Below are 18,974 nucleotides of genomic sequence, written 5' to 3' on the forward strand. Positions count from 1 at the left end.
TCCGAACGATGCAAGCAGGAAGCTGTTTATTTGTATATTTTCAATCGTTTTCCTGCAGCAATTTTGGTGTTGGACATTCCATTCCACCTTTGTATATCCTTAATTGTGACGCCATACTTTCCGGCGATAGTTGACAAAGTGTCTCCACTTTTTATTGTGTAGTAGGTCAGTTTGCCTTTACCGGCAACAGCTGCTGTCGTTTTGCGGGTTGAGGGGGTAATTTCCTTTACTGCAACGGTTTTCCGGTTGCGGAACAATTCGTCGGCGCGATGTGCATAGATTGTGTCTTGCTTATCTATAAAGGTACTGATAGCATCGATAGGAAGTCTTAAAGTATAAGGCTTGCTGTCACCCGGAATCATTTGCTTCTTATATTGCGGATTCAAGCTCTTTATTTGATCCAAAGGTACATTGCAAAGATCAGCAATCTGTTCGAAGTGCAGGTTCTTGTTCACTTGTACTGTGTCGGTACTTGCCGGGATATTTGTTTCCATCGGACAAATATTATGGTCACAATAGTAAGTCATCACATAATTAGCGGCGATAAAGGCAGGTACGTAACCACGTGTCTCTTTAGGCAGGTAATTATAAATTTTCCAGTAATCCGTTTCGCCATTGGCACGGCGGATTGCCTTGTTGATAGTACCGGGGCCACAGTTATAAGCAGCAATCACAAGATTCCAGTCTCCATAGATATCGTACATTTCTTTGAGATAACGTGCGGCAGCCCAAGTTGCTTTAATCGGGTCGCGTCGTTCATCTACCAGGCTGTTTGATTCCAAGCCATAGATCTTACCTGTACCAATCATAAATTGCCACAGACCGGAAGCGCCTGCGCGTGACACGGCAGAGGGGTTCAGTGCAGATTCGATAATCGGGAGATATCTAAGTTCCAGTGGAAGTCCGTATGCATCCAATGCTTCTTCAAAAATCGGCATATAGAAGTTGCAGGCACTTAACATGAAAGAAACCTGATTGCGCAAGCGTCCTGCATACATATCGATGAATTTGCGGATAATATCATTATAAGGCATTTCCATGATAGCCGGAATGCGTGACAAGCGGTCGATATAGACAGAGTCGCTGAATAAAGGGTTGATTTCAGCTGTACTGCAATCTTTGCCTAAGTCAATATAATTTTTGGCTTTCCAGTCGTTCAACAGACTGTCAAGTGGATATGTCATACTTTTAGGCAGGTCGATGCTTTCTTTGCGTTCAGTTCCATTTTCACGAATCACTACATCTACACTTTGCGCTTTTACCTGCGACGTTGCCACCAGTAAAAGAAAAATAATCGAACAATAGTTAACTAATTTCTTCATGCTTCAATAATAAGATCAATCTAAATTGTGTTTTTAAAATCGTAATACGCATTGCAGACCAACCGACTTGTTTTTTAAACTGCTGGAGCGGAACTGGTTGTTATTGTCGATAACAGCCGGTTCTACTTTCATGCTCAAGTCGGGGGTTATATCGAAGTTAGACAACTCTGCATCTACATAAGCGTCGATGATAGAGATCAGGTAACTCCGATAAAAGCAAATATACTAAGGTCCCGATAACGACGGAACATATCTTTTCTTCGTTTTAGTGTGTTTTTTAGCTGCTCCTCATTATAAGTGGAGTTCGGGGGCAACAAGTCTTCGTAACTTTTCGTATTCGGGTTGCTGTCCATAATGTCCAGATAGGCTTGCGAATAGTCTTTGTACATCTTACCGTTCCAACTTAAGGCGTAAGCACAACCAGCAAATCCTCCATATATAATAGGTAATTTCCAGTATTTACGGTTGTAAATCTGTCCTCCACCGGGGAATACGACTGCCAGCCACGTTGCTTTGGTCGGATTCGGGATAAATATTTTCTTGTTAATATCTTGAGCAGGTGGCGGCACAGTGTCGGTCTTTACAACAATGGAGGCAGGTTGCTCTATCTTTTTCAGCTCTTTCTTATTGGCTGCATCCAAGCTGTCCGCTATCTGTATTTTAGCAGCTGACAAACTGTCGATGGCCGGAAGTTCTTTGGATGGTATGATTTGGATAGAATCCTTCTTCACCGAGTCCTGTATAATCGGATCACGATGCCTTCGTGCACGGGCTTTCGGCGCTTCTCGCTGTATGATTGTTGTATCTTTCCGTGCCGGAGTAACTGTGGATTGTGCATACACATCAATCCCTGCCACCTGTAAAAAACAGAGAAGCAGGGCGCTGACTAGTAACTGATATTTCTTACTTTTTCTTGTCATTTACTTCTTTAGCGTATCGAAGATTTCCATGATACGTTCCAGTTCCTCCTCGTTCCCGAAAGGAATACTGATCTTGCCTTTTCCCTTTTCAGAGCAGGTGAGTTGTACCTTGGTGTTGAAAAAGCCGGAGAGTTGTTGCTTCAATAAGTTGAATTCTTCAGGAAGTTTGCCACGTTTGGGTGTTATTTTCCGTGTGCCGCTTTTCACAGCTTCTCCTTCGCTTAATGATTTAACAATTTCTTCTACTTTGCGGACTGAATATCCGTGTTCTTGTATTTCTTCGAATATTTTAACTTGTAGTTTAGGGTCGCCTAATGAAATCAGCGCACGGGCATGTCCCATGTCCAGCTGCTTGTTTTGCAGGGCCATCTGTATTGGAGCCGGCAATTTCAGTAAGCGCAGGTAGTTGGCGATCGTCGTTCGTTTCTTTCCGATACGTTCGCTAAGACGTTCCTGTGTCAGTTCGTACTGATCGAGCAGATGCTGGTAGGCAAGTGCGATTTCTACGGCATTCAGGTCTTCACGCTGGATATTTTCAATCAGCGCCATTTCCATCATGTTTTCGTCGTCGGCAGTGCGTATATAAGCAGGGATCGTTTTCAGTCCTGCTCTTTGTGACGCACGATAACGACGTTCTCCCGCGATGATCTGATACTCATCGTCCGAGAGTTTGCGTAAGGTAATAGGTTGGATGATACCGATTTCCGCAATGGAATCAGCCAGTTCCTGCAATGCTGTTTCGTCAAACTCACGGCGGGGCTGGTTGGGATTGACAGTAATCTTTGCCAGCTCTATTTCATTAATGGAAGAAGACCCTTCGGTTTTCACATCATCCATTGAGAGCAAGGCGTCGAGACCACGTCCTAATGCATTTCTTTTTTGTGTTGCCATATCTTCTTCTTTCTTTTATTTATTTCGGTTGATAATCTCTTTAGCAAGAGCCAGGTGGTTTTTGGCGCCGGTAGATTCCGCATCGTAAAGGATGGTCGGGACACCGTAGCTGGGAGCCTCGCTCAATTTTACATTTCGTTGAATAACGGTGTTGAACACCAGTTCCTGGAAATGACGTTTCACTTCGTCGTAAATCTGATTAGCCTGACGCAGACGAGAGTCATACATTGTCAGTAAGAACCTCGATTTCTAAAGCCGGATTCAGTTTCGACTTGATGATTTTGATGGTATTCAACAATTTGCTGATACCTTCAAGAGCAAAATATTCAGCTTGAACGGGGATAATCACGGAGTCGGCTGCCGTCAGGGCATTGATCGTAATCAGTCCTAATGAAGGTGAACAGTCTATCAGGATATAGTCATATTCTTTCTTCAAAGGTGTGAGTACTTCTTTTAGTATCTTTTCTCGGTTTGGGAGGTTCAGCATTTCAATCTCTGCTCCTACGAGATTGATGTGCGAAGAGATTACTTTCAAAGAATCAATCTCCGTATCAAGGATAGCGTCCTGTACGTTGGCTCTGTCAATAATACATTCATAGATAGTGCATTCCGACTGCTTGATGTCTACTCCCAGACCGGAAGAGGCATTAGCTTGCGGGTCGGCATCTACTACGAGTACCTTTTTTTCCAGTGTAGCAAGTGAAGCTGCGAGATTAATCGTAGTCGTTGTCTTTCCTACACCGCCTTTTTGATTGGCCAAAGCAATAATTTTTCCCATATTCTCTAAATTTATTGGCAGCGAAATAAGTGATAAATCCTTAGAGCGCCTACGAAAAAAGAGAAACTTTGCAATTTCTGTTGATAAGTCGCCTGTTTTGTTAATAACTGTCGGACGAAACGGTTACCAAACTTCGACAGGTTCATCATCTACCTTTCTCTTTATGAGCTTGCAAATATACATATTTATATTGGATATTTATTTCTTTTTTTGCTCGCTTGCAGAAGATTAAGATTTGTAAACGGGTAGGAGTGGGGGTGAAAGAGACTTTTCGATCTGATGCGGGGAGGTGTTTGGTGGTACGGCTTCTTTTTGTTACTTTTGTGCGAATATAAAAAAGGAAAGGATTGAATATATGGAAAAAGAGAAGCCGTTGATACTTGTTTCGAATGACGATGGCGTGATGGCTAAAGGTATTAATGAACTGGTGAAGTTTCTTCGCCCTTTGGGTGAGATTATAGTGATGGCACCTGATGCTCCGCGTTCCGGTAGTGGGTGTGCGCTGACGGTGACGCAGCCGGTTCATTACCAGTTAGTAAAGAAGGAAGTGGGCTTGACTGTTTATAAATGTTCGGGAACACCGACCGATTGCATCAAATTGGCAAGAAACACAGTGCTCGACCGGACTCCGGATCTGATAGTCGGCGGTATCAATCATGGAGATAACTCTGCCACTAACGTGCATTATTCCGGTACGATGGGAGTGGTGTTTGAGGGCTGTTTGAATGGAATTCCTTCTATTGGCTTCTCCTTGTGCAATCATGCACCCGATGCTGATTTTGAAGCTGCCGGACCTTATATCCGCAGCATCGCTGCCATGATCTTGGAAAAAGGACTTCCTCCTTTAACTTGTCTGAATGTGAACTTCCCCGATACAGCCGATATAAAAGGAGTGAAAATCTGTGAGCAGGCGAAAGGACGTTGGACGAATGAATGGGCTGCCTGCCCTCGTCTGAATGATCCTAACTATTTCTGGCTGACCGGTGAATTTACCGATCATGAACCTGAAAACGAGAAGAACGATCATTGGGCTTTGGCAAATGGTTATGTTGCTATCACCCCGACTACGGTTGACGTGACGGCTTATCACTTTATGGACGAACTTAATAAATGGTTTAATTAGTTGAAATTTGAAAGTTGAAAAAGAAAGCATGACGCCCTGTTAGTCATCTATCCCTACCAACTCTCAACTCTCAACTCTCAACTCTCAACTCAATGAAGTATTATCTGATTGTCGGTGAAGCTTCCGGCGACTTGCACGCCTCTCATCTGATGGCTGCCTTAAAGGCAGAAGACCCGCAGGCTGATTTCCGTTTTTTCGGAGGTGACTTGATGGCGGCTGTCGGAGGAACGATGGTAAAGCACTATAAGGAGTTGGCATACATGGGATTTATTCCTGTATTACTCCATCTGCGCACTATCTTTGCAAATATGAGCGTTGCAAAGAGGACATTGTTTCCTGGGAACCGGACGTTGTTATTCTGGTAGATTATCCGGGATTCAATCTTGATATTGCCAAGTTTGTCCATGCAAAGACACAGATACCGGTTTACTATTATATTTCTCCGAAGATATGGGCGTGGAAAGAATACCGTATCAAGAATATAAAACGAGATGTAGATGAGCTTTTCTCCATTCTTCCTTTTGAAGTGGAATTCTTCGAAGGAAAGCATCAATACCCCATTCACTATGTAGGAAACCCTACGGTGGATGAGGTGGCAGCCTATCAGGCAGCTCATCCGAAAATAAGGAGCACTTTATTGCGGAGAATCAATTGGAAGATAAGCCGATTATCGCTCTTCTTGCCGGTAGCCGGAAACAGGAAATCAAAGATAATCTGCCGGATATGTTGAAGGCTGCTTCCGCTTTTCCCGACTATCAGCTTGTCTTGGCCGGTGCACCTGCCATTGCTCCCGAGTATTATAAACAATATGTAGGAGAGGCGAAAGTGAAAATCATTTTCGATCAGACTTATAGCCTGTTGCAGCATGCAGATGTAGCTTTAGTTACTTCGGGTACAGCTACGCTTGAGACGGCATTGTTTCGTGTTCCTCAAGTGGTTTGTTATTACACTCCGATCGGGAAAGTGGTTTCTTTTTTGCGGCGTCATATCTTAACTGTGAGATTTATTTCGTTGGTTAATTTGATTGCTGACCGTGAAGTGGTAAAGGAGCTGGTGGCAGATACGATGACCGTGAAGAATATGCAGAGCGAATTGAGAAATATCATTGAAAATGAAGCGTATAAAAATGAGATGCTTTCGGGGTATGAATATGTAGCCGAACGGTTAGGACCTGCCGGTGCTCCTCGTCATGCAGCTCGTGAAATGCTGCGTTTGTTGAAAAAATAACTTTCTTTTTCTGAATAAACGTAAAGCCGATGCAGTAAATGCACGGCTTTTTTATTTATAAAGCAGAAGACTAAAATAAAGAAAGGAAAAAGATATGAAAAAATTTAAGTGGCTTTTAGGAATCTTATTATTGGCATTAGTACCAATGTTGCAATCATGTGATGATGATGGTTATTCTATTGGAGATTTCAGCTGGGACTGGGCGACTGTTCGTGCAACCGGTGGAGGAGGATATTATTTGGAAGGTGATAATTGGGGGGTGATTGATCCGGTTGCTACTTCTATTCCTTGGTTTAAACCAGTGGACGGTGAACGTGTTGTGGCTTTTTTCAATCCTTTGTATGACATGGAAGGAGGAAAAGGAGTTCAGGTGAAGATGGAAGGCATACAGGAACTGTTGACAAAAGAAGTGGAAGATATGTCGACAGAGGAAGAAGCGGAAGAATTCGGAAATGATCCTATTCTGATTTATCAGGGTGATATGTGGTTGGGAGGAAAGTTCCTGAACGTAATTTTCCGTCAGGAGTTGCCTCGTTCGGAGAAACATCGTATCAGCCTTGTGCAAAATAAGATGGAACCGGGAGAGCCGGGCGAACCGTCAGAACCGGGAACATTGAATGTGGATGAAGATGGTTACATACATTTGGAACTGCGTTATAATACGTATGAGGATGTGACTGACTATTGGGGATGGGGACGAGTTTCTTATAATCTGGAAAAGTTCTTCCCTACGCCGAAAGATTCCTGGGTAGCACCTAAAGGGTTTAAGGTGACAATAAACTCAAGAGAACATGGAGAAGGAAGAGTGATTGTGCTTGATCTGGATCATCCGGTCGGTGTACCGGAAGCAGCAAAGGATGTTCATTCCACTTCTTCGATCCGATAACCTAACTATGATTTACTGTGTGTGAAAAAGGTCGGGATACTTCTGTAGAAGTTCCCGACCTTTTGTATTTTGTTTCAGCTCTAATCGATTGAGAAAGAATCCCCCGTTAGAACCATGTTAATGCATATAGATAAACGACTGCTGCCGGTATAGCCATCAGGGAACTGTCAAAGCGGTCGAGCATCCCACCGTGTCCCGGAAGAATGGTTCCCGAATCCTTAACGTGCAACTGGCGTTTCAATAACGACTCCGTCAGGTCGCCCCATGTACCGAATATAACAACCACCAGTGCCAGTCCTGCCCATTCAATCATTGACATAAATGGGAAGTAGTGAGCGAGTATAAAAGATACTCCGATTGCTACCACTCCGCCGCCGATAGAACCTTCCCATGATTTCTTGGGAGAGATACGTTCAAACAACCGGTGTTTGCCGATCAATGAACCGATGCAATAGGCTCCCGTGTCATTCAGCCAGAGGAAAATAAAGATAGATAGCGGTAGGATAGGATTGTAACTTACGCTACTGTATTCTGATCCCGGATCGTTATGGAATGCCAATACATTTAGCAAAGCAAAAGGCAGTCCGATATAAAGTTGGCTAAGCATAGAATAAGCCCAGTTAAGTACCGGGTTTTCCTTTTTCAGATACAACTCGCTAATCATCATGTAAAGCAATAAAAGCACATACGGGATGAATATCTTCGAATCGGCCGCATCAATGCAGAATCCCATGACTGCAAGGAATAGGTAAGCCCCGCCGAGCATATTAATGGTCTTGTTTATCTTCACTCCTTCTGCGCGCATATTTACCAGCTGTCCGAACTCATAAATGGTCAGTGCGCTGATAGCGGTGAACAGAATACCAAAGCTGAATGCGTCATAAAGGATGCACCCTACCAAGATGGCAACGAAGAGTACACCCGTAATAGCTCGTTTTATGAAATTGTTAATCAAAATCTATTCGTTTTAATTAGTTGGACCCGTTAGCTTGTTTTTCCCCATTGGATTTACCCTCTACGGTAACTTTGCCCTCCACAGTAACCTTTTTACCTTCTGCGGCAACTTTGGTGTCTATGGGTGCTTGTTTTTCCTTTGCGGTATTTTCAGCTTCCTCTTCTTTGATTTCTTTTTCTTCTTCTTTCAGCTTTTGGGCAAGTTCTCTTTCAGCTCTTGCGGCATCCTGGCTTTCTTTAGCAGCCATGATTTCTTCCGAGCGGGAAGCCCAAGGGCGTTTACCGAAGATACGTTCAACGTCTTCCGCGAAGATTACTTCTTTGTCAATCAGTAATTGCGTCAGTTCGTTGTGTCCTTCTTTATTCTCTGACAGAATTCTCTTGGCACGGTCATACTGCTCGTTTACCATTCTCTTGACTTCTTCGTCAATCAATTCGGCTGTCTTTTCGCTGTATGGACGGTTGAAAGAATATTCATCATTGTTGTAATAACATAAGTTTGGCAGCTTGTCGCTCATACCTAAATAAGCAATCATGCCGTATGCCTGCTTAGTCACCCTTTCCAGGTCGTTCATGGCACCAGTTGAGATGCGGCCGAGGAATAAATCTTCAGCGGCGCGTCCTCCCAAAGTAGCACACATTTCGTCCAGCATCTGCTCCTTGGTAGTGATCTGACGTTCTTCCGGCAGATACCAGGCAGCTCCCAATGCACGTCCGCGAGGAACAATCGTAACCTTAATCAATGGGTTGGCATATTCCAACAACCAGGAGATAGAGGCGTGTCCTGCTTCATGCAAAGCGATGGAGCGTCTTTCTGCTTCCGTTGTAATCTTGGTTTTCTTTTCCAGACCACCGATGATGCGGTCTACTGCATCCAGGAAGTCCTGCTTGCTTACGAATTTCTTCCCGTGGCGGGCAGCGATCAGTGCAGCCTCATTGCAGACATTGGCAATATCTGCACCCGAGAATCCCGGTGTCTGACGTGCCAGCAAGTCCACATCTACACTATCGTCTATTTTAATCGGGCGCAAATGCACGCCAAATACTTCTTTACGTTCGTTCAAGTCGGGCAGATCCACGTGTATCTGACGGTCAAAACGTCCTGCACGGAGCAGTGCCTTGTCGAGTACGTCTACACGGTTGGTAGCAGCAAGGATAATCACACCGCTATTGGAACCGAAACCGTCCATTTCTGTCAGCAACTGGTTCAATGTGTTTTCGCGTTCGTCATTTCCTCCCATTGCAGGGTTCTTGCCACGGGCACGTCCTACGGCATCAATCTCATCAATAAAGACGATACAGGGAGCTTTTTCTTTAGCCTGTTTAAACAAGTCGCGAACACGGGATGCACCTACACCCACAAACATTTCCACGAAGTCGGAACCTGCCAATGAGAAGAAAGGCACATTCGCTTCGCCGGCCACAGCTTTGGCAAGCAATGTTTTACCGGTTCCCGGAGGGCCTACCAGCAATGCTCCCTTGGGTATCTTACCTCCCAAATCCGTATATTTCTGCGGTTCTTTTAAGAACTCTACGATTTCCTCCACTTCTTGTTTTGCTTCGGCCAGCCCCGCTACATCTTTAAATGTAATCTTGATGGCTCCGCCTTTTTCAAAAAGCTGGGCTTTTGATTTTCCTACATTAAATACGCCGCCGGGGCCACCACTGCCGCCTCCGCTCATACGGCGCATGAAGAATATCCATAACGCAACCAGCAAGACAAGCGGGAGTACCTGAATCAGAATTGCGGGGAAAATATCCGATTTGGGCGGATAGTCGGATGAACCGTCAAAATGACCGGCTTCCTTTTCTGCCTGCAAAAACTCTTCCAGTTTATCGGTAGACGGGGTTCTACTTGTAATGACAGGGTTGCGTCCCACCTTGGTAGAGTCGGCTCCAAAAACAGCCCCTACGGCAGTCGGTTTGAGGAAAGCTTCGATTGATTTATCTTCATAACCCAATACTTTGCTGACATAACCCTTTTTAACATAGTCCTGAAACTCGCTGTAAGTTACAGCTTTGCTTCCTGCTCCTTTTGAATCACTGCCCCACCAGAGGCCGAGAAGCATAAGGGCAATAATCATATACATCCAGTTCAGGTTGAACTTGGGCATATTAACCTTATTGTTAGGTTTATTGCTATTGTTATTATTGCTATTATTATTGTCCATAATCATTAATTAGTCTAGATCGGGGATTTGAGTAAGTTTAGCATCTGCCCAGAGGTGCTCAAGATTATAAAAAGCTCTTGTCTCCGGCAAAAAAACGTGTACCAATACATCGGCATAGTCCATAGCTACCCATTCTGCATTTCGGAGTCCGTCGATTGCATAAGGCTTGCTGTCCGCACCTTTGCGTGTAAATTCCTTGATTGAATCTACTATTGCACTCACTTGACTGGGAGAATTTCCCTGACAGATAACGAAATATTTACAGATGGTATCTTCTATGCTGGTTAAATCGGCAACGACTATCTTTTTACCTTTTTTCTCTTGAATTCCTTCTTTTATTTTTTCAATTAATACTTTAGTATCGTTCATTCCTGTAATTGGGATTAATAATTCATGTTCTCTATTTGTTTATAACAAAAAAAGGTGACCCTTTGTTTCTGATAATAAACGTGATATTTTTGACAAATATACGCTGATTTATTGGATACAAGAAAGTTATCCCTCAATTTTTGTGTTTTTTAGTGGAGATACTTTTGTTTGGAAAGCTTATTTGGACATTTTTGCAAAAAAAATATCGGATTTGTTTTGAATTCCCAAAATATTTGTATCTTTGCACCCGCAAACGAAAATCATTGGGCTATGGTGTAATGGTAACACTACAGATTCTGGTCCTGTCATTCCTGGTTCGAATCCAGGTAGCCCAACAAATTATAAGACAAAATAAGCTAAAAGCCGTTATTACTAGGTAATAACGGCTTTTTTGCATGTTTAATAGTATGTGTCTCTAAACTTCTCACCATCAAGAGGTCACATAATAGGTCACTGGAAGTTTTAAAAAAAAAGTTCCTCGGTGGCAAATTCGGTGACACGAATGCATGTTGATAGTCCGAAAAACGCTAATCTTATGAAAAGCCGTGAAGTTGATTGATAAAGAATAAATCCTTAAACTGGCTGTCGTCTTGTTTAGTAGAAAAGAAAAACAGGTTTTATAGCTCAAGTGAGTATAAAACCTGTTTCTAATTTTTCTAAATCGGGCAGAACTCTTATTCTTCTGCTTTTATTGATTCATCGATTACTTTGATCTTTTGTAATACCAGTTCCAAGTCTGCTTTCAACTTATCTACCTTGCGGTTCAATTCAGTCAGCAGGCTGCTGCCTTTCTTAGAAGTAGAAGTCAGGAAGCCCAGATTGTTCTCATAAGTCTGAAGCTCATTCTTCATATTCTCATAAGTACGTACCAGCTTTTCACGTTCTCTGTACAGAGATTGAGTACCGCTTCCCTGGATATTGCTGATATTCGAACGGAAGTTACTTAACTTCTTGTTGGAAGCATTGATGTTAAAGCGGTCGAATAGCTGATCGATGATTCCGTGATACTGCTTGTATAACTTATCTTTTTCTTTGAACGGCACATGACCGATAGAGTTCCACTCTTTCATTAAATCCCGAACCAAGGTACTTGCTTCTTCGGTATCCATGCTTTCATCAATAGCGGATAACTTCTCGATCAACGCTTTCTTCTTTTCCATATTCTCTGTTTCTACAGAACGTTGTGAAGAAGTAGCTTTGTTCTTTTGTTCGAAGAAGTAGTCGCAAGCTGTGATAAACCGTTTCCAGATAGCATCCGAGTGTTTCTTGGCAACAGGTCCGATGGTCTTCCATTCTTTTTGAAGTTTGGTCAGTGCATCGGCAGTTACTTTCCAGTCTGTACTATCTTTCAAGGCTTCCGCTTTTTCGCAGAGCGCTTTCTTCTTTTCCAGATTCTCGTTCATTCCTTCTTTCAGGCTCTTGAAGAATTCTCCTTTCTTCTTGAAGAAATCATCGCAGGCATGGCGGAAACGCTCGAAGATCTTCACATTCATCTTCTGGGGCGCAAAACCGATAGTTTTCCATTTGTTTTGCAAGGCAATCACTTCCTGGGTCTTGTTTTCCCAGGCAGAGAATGTTTTCAGTTCATCATACTCAATCGCTTCAACGATTTCGCAGATGACGGTTTTTTGATCCAAATTATGCTGTTCGGCTTCTTTCAACGATTCGAAGTGCTGCTGATGGCGGCGGTTGACAGCGGTAGAAGCTGCTTTAAACCGATTCCAGATTTCATCACGCAGTTCTTTGGCTACCGGACCTGTATCGCGGAACTCCTGATGCAACTTCTGAAGTTGGTGGAAAGCGGAAACAACATCTTCCTCGTCAGCCAACTTTTCGGCAGCTTCGCAGAGATGTGTTTTGATTTCCAGATTCTTTTTGAAGTCATATTCGCGGAATTCATTGTTCAGTTTCAATAAATCGTAGAACTTCTCTACATATAATTGATAGTTTTTCCAAAGTTCATTCACTTTACCTTGCGGCACCAGTTTCGTATCATTCCATTGCTGTTGCAGCTTCTTGAACTCTGTATAAGATTTGTTGGCGTCATCTCCGGATTCCACCAATTCTTTCAGTTCTTCAATAATGGAAAGTTTCACTTGCAGGTTTTCTTCCTTTTGGCGTTCCAGCTCGGCAACCTGTTTGCTGCGTTTTTCCTTGATAACCCCCATCAGACGTTTGAATTCTTCTTCCGTCGGGTCCTCTTCGGCAACAAAATCTTCAATGTTTCCACCGTTGTCTGTAAACTGTACCTTAGCAGCTTCCAACTCGGCATTATGTAACTTGTAGAATGATTGTTTCAGATTGTCAATATCCTGCTTGTTCGCATTTTCAGCATCTTGCGCAAGCTCTTTTAGCTGGTTTAGTACATCTTCCTTAGTGGCAGGTTTAGGAGCTGCTTCAGGTTGAACTTCGGCAGTAACATCTTCAGCCGGAGTCTCTGTAATAGCTTCAGAAACCTCGACTGTTTTCTTTTCTTCTTCTAATTCCCCTTGGTTCAAGGGTTGATTAGTGTCATGAGCGTCCATCATTGTATATTAGTTTTGGGTCACAAATTAATGAAATAAAACGATTACTTCATACTATTTTGCTTATTTTTTTTTGTTTATCGTGTTTTTATGACAATAAAACGGTTATTCCCATGTACAACATCATTCCGATGATGTCATTTGTAATGGCTATAAACGGACCTGTTGCAATGGCTGGATCGATTTTGAACTTCTCCAATGTCATCGGTACCAGTGTCCCGAAAATAGAAGCGAACATTACCACGGCAAACAGCTGATGGATACGGAATAGGTGACCGTAGCCGTTGCGCCGAACCTGATAAAGTTGTAGGTGTATACTAATAAGGAGATAATAGTGGCATTAATTAAAGCTACTACCGATTCCTTGGTAATCTGCTTGAACGTGTTTTTAGCGTCCAGCGAGCTGTTTGCCAAACCTTGTACGATGATTGCCGAAGATTGTGTTCCGACATTTCCTCCTGTACCACCGATTAGCGGGATGTACAGTGCCATTCGGGATGGGCAGCAAAGGTGGAGTCGAAATTACCCAATATCATAGAGTTGCCGATTCCGCCGATCATACCGATTAATAGCCAGGGGAGGCGGGCGGTGGTCTGTCTCAATACATTATCGTCTGTTTCTACGTCCTGCGAAAGACCGGATGCCAACTGATAGTCACGTTCCGACTGCTCACGGACTTCATCCATGACGTCGTCGACGGTGATTTGTCCCACAAGCCGACCGATACTGTCGACAACGGGGATAGCCACCAAGTCATACTTCTCAATCGCCTGTACTACCTCGTCAATGGGAGTATCTACGTGTACCGAAATCGGATCTTTCTGCATCACGTGTTTCACTTTGGATACAGAAGGGGAAGTAATCATCTTTTTGAGCGGGAAGATACCTCGCAGACGTTCGTCATCGTCAATGACATATACGTAATAGATTTCGTCCAGCTCTTCCGCCTGTTGCCGCATCTCTTTCAGACATTCGGGCATACTCCAGTTTTCGTTGACGAGTACCATTTCCGTACCCATCAAACCACCGGCGGTATTTTCGTCGTATTTCAACAAGTCGACGATGTCTCCTGCCTGTTCGATGTCCTCGATGTGCGAAAGAACCTCTTCCTGCTTGTCTTCATCGAGTTCACGCATCAGGTCTACGGCATCATCCGTGTCCATGTAGTCAACGAAACGTTTGGCGATTGTCTCCGAAGGAGCATTTCGAGCAGCTCTTTACGAGCATCTTCGTCCATTTCGACAAGCACGTCGGCAGCAATTTCGTTATCGAGCAGGCGATAGACGAACTTAGCCTCTTCCGCATTCAGGTCATTGCACAATTCGGCGATGTCGGCCGGATGGAGGTCGATGAGAAGACCTTTTACCTTGTCGGCGTCTTTTTGCTCAATAAGGTGTTTAACGTTGTCAATGTATTCCTCGTTCATCGTTGTCAATTACAAATTACGAATTACAAAATCCAGTTCTCTGCTCACTGTTGCCCGCCAATTATTGGGTGTTGCCGGCTGTCTTTAGTGCTTCTTCCACTTTATTGGTCAGATCGATAAATTCGGCTACCGATAGTTGTTCCGGGCGTTTATTAAATAAGATGTCCTCCGTGAGCGGACAATCTTTGCCTAAAATAGGTTTGATGGAGTTGCGCAATGTTTTCCGTCGCTGGTTGAAGGTCGTTTTCACTACTTGCTTGAACAGTTTTTCGTCGCATCCCAACTCTTTAGTCTCGTTGCGTGTCATACGGATAACAGCGCTTTTCACTTTGGGAGGCGGATTGAACACGTGTTCGCTGACAGTGAACAAATATTCCACTTTATACCATGCCTGTATCAATACGCTAAGGATACCGTATGTCTTGCTGCCCGGTCCGGCTGCAATACGTTCGGCTACCTCTTTTTGAATCATTCCCGTGCAACAAGGGACGATATCTTTGTTGTCCAGCATCTTGAAAAAGATTTGGCTGGAAATATTATACGGGTAATTACCAGTCAGTACGAAAGGCTTCCCGTCGAACAACCGGTGAAGATTCATTTTCAAGAAGTCATCCTCGATGATGTGGTCTTCCAGTGACGGATAGGCTTCGCGAAGATAAGCAACCGACTCATAGTCAACTTCTACGACCTTTACCAATCGGTCTTTCTTTACTAGAAACTGGGTCAATACTCCCATACCCGGCCCCACCTCTAAAATAGGTAGTTCGGGGAAGGTATCGACTGTATCGGCAATATCTTGCGCAACTTTCAGATCTTTCAGAAAGTGTTGTCCGAGAAACTTTTTAGGCTTTACTAATTTCATTTACCAACTAAATAATTACTTTTGCAGCTGACAAAGGTAATTCTTTTAAATGAAGAACGTACCACTATTTATTAAAAAATAAATGATGTGTCAGCGAAGCTAATGAAGAATTAAGGATGAAGAAACTATTAAAAAAGACGCTGAAACTGATATTACCGGTTGTTTTAGGCGGCTTTATCTTATTCTGGGTATATCGCGACTTTGATTTTACAAAAGCGGGCGATGTGTTGTTACACGGTACAAATTGGTGGTGGATGCTCTTCTCGTTATTGTTCGGAGTGTTTGCGCAAGTCTTTCGTGGTTGGCGGTGGAGACAGACATTGGAACCGTTGGACGCTTTCCCGAAAAAGAGCGATTGCGTGAATGCTATCTTCATTTCATACGCTGCCAGTCTGGTGGTTCCCCGGATCGGGGAGGTGAGCCGTTGCGGAGTGTTGGCGAAATATGATAATGTCTCGTTTGCCAAGTCGTTGGGAACAGTCGTTACGGAGCGGTTGGTCGATACGTTGACTATTCTCCTCATCACAGGCATCACTGTATTGCTCCAATTACCGATATTCGTCACTTTCCTTCAGCAGACCGGAACGAAAATCCCTTCATTAGTCCACTTGTTGACTTCAGTGTGGTTTTATATCATTCTGTTTTGTTTTATTGGTGTGGTGATACTTCTTTATTATTTAAGAAAAACGTTGTTCTTCTATGAACGGGTGAAAGGATTTGTATTGAATATATGGGAAGGAATTATGTCTTTAAAAGGCGTGCGCAACATTCCCCTCTTTATTTTTTATACACTGGCTATTTGGGCTTGTTACTTTCTCCATTTCTATTTTACATTCTATTGCTTTGCCTTTACGGCACATTTGGGTATCCTTGCGGCATTGGTCATGTTTGTTGGCGGCACGTTTGCCGTAATTGTGCCTACCCCTAACGGAGCGGGACCCTGGCATTTTGCCATCATTTCTATGATGATGCTTTATGGAGTAAACGTGACGGATGCCGGAATATTTGCCCTGATTGTACACGGTATTCAAACCTTTTTGGTTGTTTTATTGGGTGTGTACGGCTTGGCTGCTCTGCCGTTCACCAATAGACATCGGGCGTAAATTTTTAGCTAAAAGTGTATATTCTTACATGTTTTTGCCAACCTCCTTTGTCATCTGAAAACTTTTCCATAACTTGGCACTGTTTAATTATCAGATTTAAAATAGTTTTAAAATATTTATTATGAGTACCATTCTTTCTTTAGCTCCACAGAACGTGTGGAAGCATTTTTATTCGTTGACACAGATTCCCCGTCCGTCAGGACACATGGAAAAGATTACAGCATTTCTTTTAGGTTTCGGAAAAGAGCTGGGGCTGGAGTCTTTTGTAGACGAAGCAGGTAATGTGATTATCCGTAAACCCGCCACTCCGGGTATGGAAAACCGGAAAGGTGTGATTCTTCAGGCGCACATGGATATGGTTCCGCAGAAGAACAACGATACTGTACACGATTTTGAAAAAGATCCGATTGAAACTTATATAGACGGTGACTGGGTAAAAGCAAAAGGCACTACTCTGGGCGCAGACAACGGACTGGGTGTAGCTGCTATTATGGCCGTGTTGGAAGCAAAAGACCTGAAACACGGTCCTTTGGAAGCTCTTATCACGAAAGACGAAGAAACCGGCATGTACGGTGCATTCGGCTTGAAGCCGGGTACACTGAACGGAGAGATTCTTTTGAATCTGGACTCGGAAGATGAAGGCGAATTGTATATTGGTTGTGCCGGAGGTATGGATGTAACTGCAACTTTGGAATATAAAGAAGTAGCTCCCGAAGCAGGAGATATTGCAGTGAAAGTTACATTGAAAGGATTACGTGGCGGACATTCGGGATTGGAAATCAATGAAGGACGTGCCAATGCTAATAAGTTGCTGGTTCGTTTCGTTCGTGAAGCGGTTGCCAGCTATGAAGCCCGTTTGGCTAGCTGGGAAGGTGGTAATATGCGTAATGCTATCCCACGTGAAGCACATGCGGTTATTACCATTCCGGCTGAAAATGAAGAAGAACTATTGGGCTTGGTGAAATACTGTGAAGACCTGTTCAATGAAGAATATTCGGCAATTGAAACACCGATCAGCTTTACGGCTGAACGTGTGGAAGTTCCTGCGGGTCAAGTGCCTGAAGAGATTCAGGACAATCTGATTGATGCAATCTTTGCTTGTCAGAACGGTGTGACCCGTATGATTCCTACTGTTCCGGATACGGTAGAGACTTCTTCCAATCTTGCTATTATTACGATTGGTGGAGGAAAAGCAGCTATTAAGATTCTGGCTCGCAGCTCGAGTGATAGCATGAAGGAATATCTGACTACCAGCTTGGAGTCTTGTTTCTCTATGGCAGGTATGAAGGTGGAAATGACTGGTGGATATTCCGGTTGGCAGCCTGATGTTAATTCTCCGATTTTGCATGCGATGAAAGCCTCTTATAAGCAGCAATTTGGGGTAGAACCTGCAGTGAAAGTAATCCACGCAGGCTTGGAATGTGGTATTATCGGTGCTATTATTCCGGGATTGGATATGATTTCTTTTGGCCCGACTTTGCGTTCACCGCACTCACCGGACGAAAGAGCATTGATTTCTACTGTACGGAAGTTCTACGACTTCCTGGTGGCTACTTTAGAACAAACTCCACTGAAATAAGCGTATTCTTTATAATGTAAATATTCTCCTATTATATAATAGGTATTTATAGCGAGGCACGGATGAAATCTCATCCGTGCCTTTTTGTCATATTTGTTGCAGGCTATATTACAATTTTATTTCATAACAAATAAATTAATTGATGCAAATCAAGAAATATGCTATAAAACATAAATTTCTCTCTTTTTTAGGTCAATGTATAAACAAAGGCCGTATTTTTGTGTTATAAAACATGTAATTAAGAGGATAACAAAATGAAAAGTTTAAAAAGATTGTTTAGAAAGATCGGCGAAGCCGATGTACATGTTTGGGGATATTCGACAATTAATGCTAAACCAAACAAGTAAGTTTTATTTTTTAGTTTTCAGGAATTAGTAATTTAAAGTTTTAAAGATTATGGCAAAGAAAATGAGTTCTTTAGTTAGAAAAATCCTTAGTGAAGTAGGTCGTAATGAAATGCTTTCATGGGGGTACAGAATTGAGAAATGAGAAAGAGTACATTAACTAGGTTAGAGTGGGGATACGTTATTAAAGACGATATCCCCACTTTTTCTATATAAAAGAGATATAGGGTGAGGCGGGGAATAAAATGAAAGAGCATTTAACTCATGTCGGTGCAGTTTTGATTCTTTTCACCACAGAGGACACGGAGGACGCAGAGGTGAATTTGGTTTATGACTTACGGTTGTGACCCTAATTTTGACGCGTAATCCTCATACTATAAAGTTGAAAAGGGTTCTTCGTCAAATTTGGTGGTACTTCTTCTATTGTGAATAAAGAATCTTGGCTCTCAGTAGTTTGCTTCCTGCCCTATTGTACATCTGCCTTTTTACCGCTT

At 43.0% G+C, this 18,974-nt stretch carries 11 protein-coding genes, 1 tRNA gene and 4 pseudogenes; 6 read left to right on the forward strand and 10 right to left on the reverse strand.

Annotated elements, in window-relative coordinates; all coding sequences use genetic code 11:
• Window positions 1-26: 26 nt before the first annotated feature.
• The 4 genes and pseudogenes from DXA05_RS21835 to DXA05_RS21850 all read right to left on the reverse strand — a co-directional run bounded on the left by DXA05_RS21835 (window position 27) and on the right by DXA05_RS21850 (window position 3,911).
• Window positions 27-1,322 (reverse strand): lytic transglycosylase domain-containing protein, encoded by a 1,296-nt coding sequence (locus DXA05_RS21835; protein WP_128859630.1) that lies wholly within the window; start codon window positions 1,320-1,322, stop codon window positions 27-29.
• 33 nt (window positions 1,323-1,355) lie between these two features.
• A pseudogene (locus DXA05_RS21840) lies at window positions 1,356-2,242 on the reverse strand (DUF5683 domain-containing protein).
• Window positions 2,243-3,133, reverse strand: a complete 891-nt coding sequence (locus DXA05_RS21845; RefSeq protein WP_004301392.1) for a ParB/RepB/Spo0J family partition protein — start codon at window positions 3,131-3,133, stop codon at window positions 2,243-2,245.
• Window positions 3,134-3,148: 15 nt separating this feature from the next.
• Window positions 3,149-3,911 (reverse strand): annotated as a pseudogene (locus tag DXA05_RS21850) (AAA family ATPase).
• A 355-nt stretch (window positions 3,912-4,266) separates the two neighbouring features.
• Between DXA05_RS21850 and surE the strand changes: the two are divergent.
• From surE to DXA05_RS21865, 3 genes and pseudogenes are all read left to right on the forward strand, one after another.
• Window positions 4,267-5,034, forward strand: a complete 768-nt coding sequence (gene surE / locus DXA05_RS21855; RefSeq protein ID WP_008020629.1) for a 5'/3'-nucleotidase SurE — start codon at window positions 4,267-4,269, stop codon at window positions 5,032-5,034.
• Window positions 5,035-5,126: 92 nt separating this feature from the next.
• Window positions 5,127-6,261 (forward strand): annotated as a pseudogene (gene lpxB / locus DXA05_RS21860) (lipid-A-disaccharide synthase).
• 94 nt (window positions 6,262-6,355) lie between these two features.
• The gene (locus DXA05_RS21865; protein WP_004310987.1) at window positions 6,356-7,147 is read left to right on the forward strand and encodes a NigD-like protein; all 792 of its coding nucleotides are present in this window, start codon (window positions 6,356-6,358) and stop codon (window positions 7,145-7,147) included.
• Between the two features lie 106 nt (window positions 7,148-7,253).
• Here DXA05_RS21865 and DXA05_RS21870 read toward each other — a convergent pair whose 3' ends face one another.
• From DXA05_RS21870 to rsfS, 3 genes are read right to left on the reverse strand one after another with little or no spacing between them, the layout of a single operon-like run.
• The gene (locus tag DXA05_RS21870) at window positions 7,254-8,102 is read right to left on the reverse strand and encodes a phosphatidate cytidylyltransferase (protein WP_008020633.1); all 849 of its coding nucleotides are present in this window, start codon (window positions 8,100-8,102) and stop codon (window positions 7,254-7,256) included.
• Between the two features lie 16 nt (window positions 8,103-8,118).
• Complete coding sequence (gene ftsH / locus DXA05_RS21875) at window positions 8,119-10,272, reverse strand: ATP-dependent zinc metalloprotease FtsH (RefSeq protein WP_008020636.1); 2,154 nt, start codon at window positions 10,270-10,272, stop codon at window positions 8,119-8,121.
• Between the two features lie 9 nt (window positions 10,273-10,281).
• Window positions 10,282-10,641: a ribosome silencing factor gene (gene rsfS, locus DXA05_RS21880; RefSeq protein ID WP_004310984.1), complete on the reverse strand. Its 360-nt coding sequence runs from the start codon at window positions 10,639-10,641 to the stop codon at window positions 10,282-10,284.
• A 264-nt stretch (window positions 10,642-10,905) separates the two neighbouring features.
• On the opposite strand from rsfS, the gene DXA05_RS21885 reads away from it, so the two are divergent.
• A tRNA-Gln gene (locus DXA05_RS21885) sits at window positions 10,906-10,976 on the forward strand.
• Window positions 10,977-11,315: 339 nt separating this feature from the next.
• Here DXA05_RS21885 and DXA05_RS21890 read toward each other — a convergent pair.
• From DXA05_RS21890 to rsmA, 3 genes and pseudogenes are all read right to left on the reverse strand, one after another.
• Window positions 11,316-13,169 (reverse strand): DUF349 domain-containing protein, encoded by a 1,854-nt coding sequence (locus DXA05_RS21890; RefSeq protein ID WP_004301408.1) that lies wholly within the window; start codon window positions 13,167-13,169, stop codon window positions 11,316-11,318.
• Window positions 13,170-13,254: 85 nt separating this feature from the next.
• Window positions 13,255-14,592 (reverse strand): annotated as a pseudogene (gene mgtE, locus DXA05_RS21895) (magnesium transporter).
• Between the two features lie 61 nt (window positions 14,593-14,653).
• On the reverse strand, window positions 14,654-15,454 hold the full coding sequence (rsmA, locus tag DXA05_RS21900) for a 16S rRNA (adenine(1518)-N(6)/adenine(1519)-N(6))-dimethyltransferase RsmA (protein WP_128859631.1): 801 nt from the start codon (window positions 15,452-15,454) through the stop codon (window positions 14,654-14,656).
• A 116-nt stretch (window positions 15,455-15,570) separates the two neighbouring features.
• Here rsmA and DXA05_RS21905 point away from each other — a divergent pair, with 116 nt between their 5' ends.
• Window positions 15,571-16,557, forward strand: coding sequence for a lysylphosphatidylglycerol synthase transmembrane domain-containing protein (locus DXA05_RS21905; RefSeq protein WP_004315816.1), 987 nt, complete (start codon window positions 15,571-15,573; stop codon window positions 16,555-16,557).
• A 121-nt stretch (window positions 16,558-16,678) separates the two neighbouring features.
• The gene (locus tag DXA05_RS21910) at window positions 16,679-18,136 is read left to right on the forward strand and encodes an aminoacyl-histidine dipeptidase (RefSeq protein ID WP_128859632.1); all 1,458 of its coding nucleotides are present in this window, start codon (window positions 16,679-16,681) and stop codon (window positions 18,134-18,136) included.
• Window positions 18,137-18,974: the final 838 nt, after the last annotated feature.

The sequence above is a fragment of the Bacteroides sp. AM54-2NS genome, assembly GCF_003602935.1.
Taxonomy (GTDB): Bacteria; Bacteroidota; Bacteroidia; order Bacteroidales; family Bacteroidaceae; genus Bacteroides; species Bacteroides xylanisolvens.